General features: G+C 60.4%; 5 protein-coding genes. 1 reads left to right on the top strand and 4 read right to left on the bottom strand.

The window, feature by feature from the left end:
* Positions 1-130 precede the first annotated feature (130 nt).
* The 4 genes from NTD84_RS09150 to NTD84_RS09135 form a co-directional block, all read right to left on the bottom strand.
* Positions 131-1,036, bottom strand: coding sequence for an AraC family transcriptional regulator (locus NTD84_RS09150; RefSeq protein ID WP_262164821.1), 906 nt, complete (start codon positions 1,034-1,036; stop codon positions 131-133).
* A gap of 72 nt (positions 1,037-1,108) precedes the next feature.
* Positions 1,109-1,945: a phospholipase gene (locus tag NTD84_RS09145; RefSeq protein ID WP_262164820.1), complete on the bottom strand. Its 837-nt coding sequence runs from the start codon at positions 1,943-1,945 to the stop codon at positions 1,109-1,111.
* A 279-nt stretch (positions 1,946-2,224) separates the two neighbouring features.
* Positions 2,225-3,514 carry a glycosyltransferase gene (locus NTD84_RS09140; protein ID WP_262164819.1) on the bottom strand — a complete coding sequence of 430 codons (1,290 nt, stop codon included), beginning with the start codon at positions 3,512-3,514 and terminating at the stop codon, positions 2,225-2,227.
* 85 nt (positions 3,515-3,599) lie between these two features.
* Positions 3,600-3,965, bottom strand: a complete 366-nt coding sequence (locus tag NTD84_RS09135; protein ID WP_262164818.1) for a response regulator — start codon at positions 3,963-3,965, stop codon at positions 3,600-3,602.
* A gap of 261 nt (positions 3,966-4,226) precedes the next feature.
* Here NTD84_RS09135 and NTD84_RS09130 point away from each other — a divergent pair, with 261 nt between their 5' ends.
* A complete protein-coding gene (locus NTD84_RS09130; protein WP_262164817.1) occupies positions 4,227-7,718 on the top strand; it encodes a response regulator in 3,492 nt (1,163 codons plus the stop codon).
* Positions 7,719-7,729 lie beyond the last annotated feature (11 nt).

Genomic DNA, 7,729 nt, shown 5'->3' with positions numbered 1-7,729 from the left:
GGGGGGGGGGGGGGGGGGGGGGGGGGGGGGGGGGGGGGGGGGGGGGGGGGGGCGGGGGCGGGGGGGGGGGGGGGGGGGGGGGCCCCGCGGGGGGGGCCCCCCCCCCCCCCGCTCCCACATCAGATTGTGGTCAGCCCAGGTTCTGCTCTGTCAGGCGCTGCACCGCCAACCGCCGATAGTGCGACGGCGTCATGCCCTTGAGCTGCTGAAACCGTCGGTTGAAATTGGAAATATTATTGAAGCCCGACTCGAAGCACACATCCGTCACCGGTTTGTCGCCATCAGCCAGCAGTTCGCAGGACTTGCTGATGCGCAGCCGATTGACGAATTCGATGAAACAGCGGCCGGTGGCCTGTTTGAATACGCGGCTGAAATAGGTTGGCTTCATGCCCAGGTGCTCGGCGACTTCCTCCAGCGGCAGTTCGCGGGCGTAGTGGGCGAAGATGTAATCCACCGCGCGGTTGGTGCGGTCGATGTTGTGTTCATCCGCCAGTTGTGGAGTCGTCGCGCCGGACAACAATTGGTAGTCGTCGGAAGCGGCGAGCAGCTCCAGCAGGATGAAAAAGTGCCCGAGGCGGGTCACGCCCTTGGTGTCGGCAATGCGCTGCATCAAGGTCATGGCCTGGCGGATCGTGCGTTTGCAGCGAAACTCGATGCCGTACTGGGCGCGTTCGAGCAACGGCGTCAGGGTCTTGAGTTCGGCAAACACCAGGTGGCCGCTCTCGAACAGTTCATCGGTGAAGTTGACCAGCATGTCACGCTTGGGCACGACTTCGTCCTCGGCAACCTGGCTGATCCAGTTGTGGGGCAGGTTGGGGCCGGTGAGGAACAGGGTTTCCGGATAGAAATTGCCGATGTAATCGCCGATGAACACCTTGCCGGAACTGGCGACGATCAGGTGCAGCTCGTATTCCTTGTGGAAATGCCAGCGCACCAGCGGGCAGGGGAAGCCGTGCTGACGATAAATGATGGACAACCCGTTGTGGTCATCCATCAGTTCGTAGGAAGGGTCGGTCACGCGGGCAGTTCGGGTCATGTCAGGGCGCTTTTCTTGTTATCGCCGCCTGATCATGCCTCTTTCCCGGCTCTCAATGCCAGCGCCCGCTGTTCAGCGGTGTTCATGCAGGCGGTCGCCGTAAACCGCTTTCATGCTGGTGGCGCTCCAGCAATAACGGACGATCTCGGATTCGTCGAAAAAGTCGGTGTTGATGATGCTGCACCGGGTCACCCAGTCGCCGGTGGTATTGAACCAGTCATTGATCTGGACCTTGAGGTGTTGCGGCCCGCTGAGAAAGGTGTAGCTGGTGGCAGACAGCGACCAGAGAAACGTGGCGGAGGAAATTTCTTTCAGGGTGGCGGTGATATGACGCTGCAGCGCCTCCGTGTCGGTGAACCGCGTCCCGGTCCATTTGTGGGTAATGCGCGGCCAGAAATACACGCCGTTCATCCCCGGCACTGAAGGCGCTGCCATGACGATGCGTCGCAGTGGACTGGCTTGTTTGAGTTCTCCCACGGTTTTGAAGACATCGGTGTAGGGAATGGCGCGCTCGCCGAGTCGGCGCAAGAGGATCTCGCCGAGCATGATCGCGTTGAACGGTTTGTCGTCGCCCAGTTGGTGAAAGTCCAGGACGATGAACTCGTCCGGGTTGCGATCCAGAAAAGCCAGCACGGCTTCGATCAGATCGTCGAGGACACGATGGGACTGAAAACCGCTGTGATGAAAATAGAAGATCGCTTGATCCCTGGCTTGCTTGTAACCCAGACGCAAATCGAATGCCCGGGCGCCATTGGCCAGTTGCCAGGCGAATGAGTCGTTCTGGCACGTGGTCCAGGTGCCAAAGACCACTTCATGGTTCGGTGCTTTTTTATCCATGCCGGCGTTATGCGTGCCCGGCCAGACAATGTCGGTCAGTTTCAAGGTGTCGATATCGAGGACGTTACTCATCCAAGTTTGTTTATTGAGTGGCATATAAATCCTTGTTGTAAAAAACGTGCCCCGGCCTTGGGGCATGTGCAGAAAAGTGAAGTTGGCAAACTCTGTAGGAGCGAGCACGCTCGCGATGGTAGCCAGCCATTACGCTGCCAGTCTGTTACCCAGCGGCGCCCTGACGATTTTCGCGAGCGTGCTCGCTCCTACAGTCCATGGGAGGCAGGTATAAGGAGGGGGAAATGAAAAGCCAAGTGGCGGCTTGATACAGGAAGTATCTCGCCGACAGCGCATCAGTTAATGACGATTCTTGGCTTCAATCCATTGCGCCATGTACTGGGTACTTTTGTGCTGATGATGGCGCAACATGCTGCCGGTAAAGTTATCCCGGCGAAGTTGTGCCAGGTGTTGCCGGCACTCCGCAAGTCGCTCGATCAGCGCCGGGCCGTGCACCGATTGCTGGAAACGCTCCGCCAGCAACGCCCGACCCTGCTTCTGGGCGCTTTCCCAAATGTACCTGTCCTGATAAAGCTGCACCGCGCTGTCGGCGAATTCCCGCGCCGTGCGGGTCACCGCACCTGGCCAGGCACCTTGGCCGCGCATGCCTTCAACGCCGATCGGTGTCGTGACATTGGGCGTGCCGCAGAGCATCGCGTCGATGATTTTGCCCTTGATGCCTGCGCCGAAACGCAACGGCGCAAGGCACACCCGCGCCGCCGACATCACCTGCAACGCGTCCTCCGCCCAGTTCATCACATGGAAACCTTGGGCCGCGTTGTGCAGGGCGGCTGCCTTTGGCGGCGTGTAGGCCCCGTAGATGTGCAGTTGTGCGGCAGGCAACTGCTCGCGAATCAGCGGCCAGATCGTGGTTTTCATCCAGAGCACCGCATCCCAGTTCGGTGCGTGGCGGAAGTTGCCGATGCTGAGAAAGTGCGCGCGGTCTTCAAACGCGGCGGGCGCCCTGTCCGGCAGGTCGACCATCAACGGGCACCCGTGCAACAGGCTGCGCGGCACCTTGAACTGCTCGACCAGCAGTTCAATCTCCACGTCAGACACCATCAGGTTCAAGTCGCAGCGGTACAGCGCGGCGATCTCGCGTTTGGCCAGGTCGGTGTCGGCCATGAGTTCGAATTCTTCACGCAAGGCCGGCGCGAACAGGTCGCTGAAGTCGTTGTTGTCGTCGCTGGCCTTCAGGCGGTCCTTGAGCCGCTGATGCCGGGCCTGACGCAGACTTTGCAGGTCCTGAGTGCCGAGCACACGCAAGGCGTCGGGGCAGTGCTTTTCCACGCGCCAGCCGAATTGTTCTTCCATCATGAATTGTTCGAACAGCACGATATCCGGCGCCAGTTCGCTGACGAAGGTGTCGAAACTGCTGTTGTTCAGCTCGATCGGCACTTCACGGATACCCAGTGGCGTCAGGGCCTCCTGGTGTTCACCGGCCCCGGCCGGGCTGCTGAACGTCACGTCCCAGCCTTGTTGCAGGAACGTGGCAAGCAACTGCATCACATACCCGCCGGCCGCTGATGACCGGGGTTCGGGCCAGACATAGCCAATGACCAGGATTCTGGTGACGCGGGGCTGATTCATGCGGGGAATTCCTAGAAACGGGGGGGCAAAAACGCCGGGCAATTAAACCACAGCCGCGGACGATTCCCGAACCCGCCCCCGTGCCTCAGGCCTGGCCGAGAATGCCTTTGACCTTGTCGCGCAGCTGATCAATGGAGAACGGCTTGCCGATGACGTGCATGCCGGCGGGCACCTCGATGCTTTCGGCGTAACCACTGGCGAACAGCACCGGCAGTTCGGGGCGCACCATGCGGGCCTGGGTGGCCAGTTCGCGGCCATCCATCACCGGCAAGCCGACGTCGGTCATCATCAGGTCGATGTACTGGTCCTCATCGTTGAGAAACATCAATGCCTGCTCGCAGCCGTCGGCCTCCAACACCTTGAATTCCAGCTCCTCAAGGACATCGACGATCAGCATGCGCACGATGTCATCGTCTTCAACGACCAGGATGATGGATTTTTCGGCGGACATAAGGGGGCTCTCAGGGGGTTGGTTTCGCTTGTCCGGTCGATCAGAAACGCCGGGCTCTAGCATGAGTAAGTATTGGAACCCGACAAGTTCCCAGGCGCACTGCAAAAAGAATAGCTGCACAAGTGCGGCAAGGATAACCGCTCCCTTTGCGCTGGAGCAGCTGAATGTAGGATTTTGCGCAAAATGACGTCAGAAAATTGGATCAACGTGGCCGATTTGGGGCAAACTCCGTGGTTTTCAATAGTTCGACAAGGCTTCCCCATGACCACTGCGTCTTCGGTTGATGAGCAACGATTCCGTAAACTCCTGAGCCGCAACGTCAGCCTTCCGTTAGGCGTCGGCGTGCTCAGTGCGGTGTTCTTTGTCTCACTGATCACCTATTTGTTGTCGGTGATCCAGTGGGTCGAGCACACCGACCGGGTGATCAATAACGCCAATGAAGCGGTGAAGTTGACCGTTGATCTGGAAACCGGCATGCGCGGCTTCCTGCTCAGTGGCGACGAGAAATTCCTTGAACCCTACGAAACCGCGCGACCGCGAATCACGGTCGCCGTCAACACCTTGCTCGAACTGACCGCGGACAACCCGGTGCAGACCGACCGCTTGCGCAGGCTCCAGGCCCTGCAAAACGAGTGGACCGACTACGCGCAGTCGATGATCGATCTGCAACGCACCAGCGGCGACTACCGCAGTGCGGTCAAGACCGGACGCGGCAAGCGCCTGACCGACGAGATCCGCAAGCAGTTCGAAGAAGTGATCGACATGGAGCAGCAGTTGCGCACCACGCGCAACGACGACGTGCGTCGCACCACGATCTGGAGCATCAGCCTTTATCTGGTGTTCATCCTCGCGATCAGCGGATTGCTGGCCTACATCGGCCGACGCGATCTCCTGACGCTGTCGCAGAATTACAGCGCCAACCTGGCCGCACAGCAGGCCAGCGCCGATCGCCTGGAGCAGCAAGCCTGGCTGCGCAACGGCCAGACCGAACTGGCCGAGCAAGTGCTGGGCCAGCTGTCGCTCAACCTGTTGGGGCGCAACATTCTGCAGTTCTGTGCCCAGTACCTCGGCATGGCGGTCGGCGCCATTTATGTGCGCGAAGAACACGGCGGCCTCAAGCGTATTGCGACCTATGGTTTTTCCCGCGAGCAGGAAGCGCTGGACCAGCAGATCTACAGCGACGAAGGGATTGTCGGCCAGGTGGCGCAAACCGCACGCCTGATCCGCCTCGACGACGTGCCGGGCAATTACTTCAAGGTCAGCTCCGGCCTCGGCGAAGGCCTGCCGCACAGTGTGCTGGTGGTGCCGACCAGCGATGACGATCGGGTCAACGGTGTGGTCGAGCTGGGCTTCTTGCGCCCCCTGGGCAACCGCGACATTGAATTGCTCGAGCTGATTTCGGGCAATATCGGTACTTCCATCGAAGCCGCGCGCTATCGTCAGCGCTTGCAGGAAGTATTGGCCGAGACCCAGCAGCTCAATGAAGAGCTGCAGGTCCAGCAGGAAGAACTGAAGACCGCCAACGAAGAGCTGGAAGAGCAGTCGCGGATTCTCAAGGAATCCCAGGCGCATCTGGAAACCCAGCAGGTCGAGCTGGAGCAGACCAACGAGCAGCTCGCCGAGCAAGCGCAGATCCTCGCCGAACAGCGCGATGCGATGGACCTGAAGAACACCGAACTCAACCAGGCACAGACCCAACTGGAAGAACGTGCCGATGAGCTGCAGCGTTCGAGCAAGTACAAGTCGGAATTCCTCGCCAACATGTCCCACGAACTGCGCACGCCGCTGAACAGTTCGCTGATCCTGGCCAAGTTGCTGGCGGAAAACCCTCAGGAAAACCTCAGCGCCGAACAGGTCAAGTTCGCCGAGTCGATCTATTCGGCGGGCAACGACCTGCTGAATTTGATCAACGACATCCTCGACATTTCCAAGGTCGAGGCCGGCAAGCTGGACATGCGTCCGGAAAACACCAGCGTCGCGCGGCTGGTGGAGGGTTTGCGCGGAATGTTCCAGCCCCTGGCCACGGACAAGCAGCTGGATTTCCAGGTCGATCTGCAGCCCGGTTCACCGATGATGATCTACACCGACCGGCAACGTCTGGAGCAGGTGATCAAGAACCTGCTGTCCAACGCGGTCAAGTTTACCGAGCGCGGTTCGGTCAGCCTGACGGTGGCCAGCCAGCCGAACGATGGCATTGCGTTCATCGTGCGCGATTCCGGGATCGGTATCGCCGACGACCAGCAGGAAAGCATTTTCGAAGCGTTCCGCCAGGCCGATGGCACCACCAACCGTCGCTACGGCGGCACCGGTCTGGGCCTGTCGATTTCCCGTGACCTGGCGGCGTTGCTCGGCGGCTCCATCAGCGTCACCAGCGAGCCGGGGCAGGGCAGCGTGTTCACTCTGGTCTTGCCGCAGCAATACGTTGAGCCCGGCGAGACGCCGGTCGAACCGATGAAAGCTTCGCCGGTGGTCATGGCACCGAAGGCCGCGCCGGCCGCGCTGGTGCCGTTGATTGCCGAAGTCGATATCCCGCGGTTCAACGACGACCGCATGAACGCGCCGTTCACCACGCGCTGCATTCTGGTGGTGGAGGACGAGCCAAACTTTGCGCGCATCCTCTACGATCTGGCCCACGAGCTGGGTTATCAGTGTCTGGTGGCCCACGGCGCCGACGAAGGCTATGACCTGGCCAGGGAATACATTCCCGACGCGATCCTGCTGGACATGCGCCTGCCGGACCACTCCGGTCTGACCGTGCTGCAACGCCTCAAGGAGCTCGGTGAAACCCGGCACATCCCGGTGCACGTGATTTCGGTCGAGGACCGCGTCGAAGCGGCGCTGCACATGGGCGCGATCGGTTACGCGGTCAAGCCGACCACGCGCGAAGAGCTCAAGGACGTGTTCGCCCGCCTGGAAGCCAAGCTGACCCAGAAGGTCAAGCGCGTGTTGCTGGTGGAAGATGACGATTTGCAGCGCGACAGCATCGCCCGGTTGATCGGCGACGATGACATCGAGATCACCGCGGTCGGCCTGGCCCAGGACGCCCTGGATCTGCTGCGCACGACGATTTTCGATTGCATGATCATCGACCTCAAACTGCCGGACATGCTCGGCAATGACCTGCTCAAGCGCATGTCCACCGAGGACATCTGCTCGTTCCCGCCGGTGATCGTCTACACCGGGCGCAACCTGACCCGCGACGAAGAGGCCGAACTGCGCAAGTATTCGCGCTCGATCATCATCAAGGGCGCACGCTCGCCAGAGCGGTTGCTGGATGAAGTCACACTCTTTCTGCACAAAGTCGAATCGCGGTTGTCCCATGAACGTCAGACCATGCTCAAGACCGCGCGCAGCCGCGACAAGGTCTTCGAGGGTCGCAAGGTGCTGCTGGTGGACGACGATGTGCGCAACATCTTCGCCCTGACCAGCGCGCTGGAGCAAAAGGGCGCAGTCGTGGTCATCGGTCGGAACGGCCGCGAGGCGATTGAAAAGCTTAATGAAGTCGAGGACATCGATCTGGTGTTGATGGACGTGATGATGCCGGAGATGGACGGTTTCGAGGCGACGAGCCTGATCCGTCAGGACCCGCGCTGGCGCAAGCTGCCGATCATCGCGGTGACGGCCAAGGCCATGAAGGACGATCAGGAGCGCTGCCTGCAGGCCGGCTCCAACGATTACCTGGCCAAGCCCATTGACCTGGATCGCCTGTTCTCGCTGATTCGCGTGTGGTTACCGAAGATGGAACGCATCTAGTGGAAAGTGTT

Origin of the sequence: Pseudomonas sp. 14P_8.1_Bac3, from assembly GCF_025466085.1 — a bacterium.
Classification (GTDB): Bacteria; Pseudomonadota; Gammaproteobacteria; order Pseudomonadales; family Pseudomonadaceae; genus Aquipseudomonas.
This window is presented reverse-complemented; position numbering and strand designations above follow the sequence as displayed.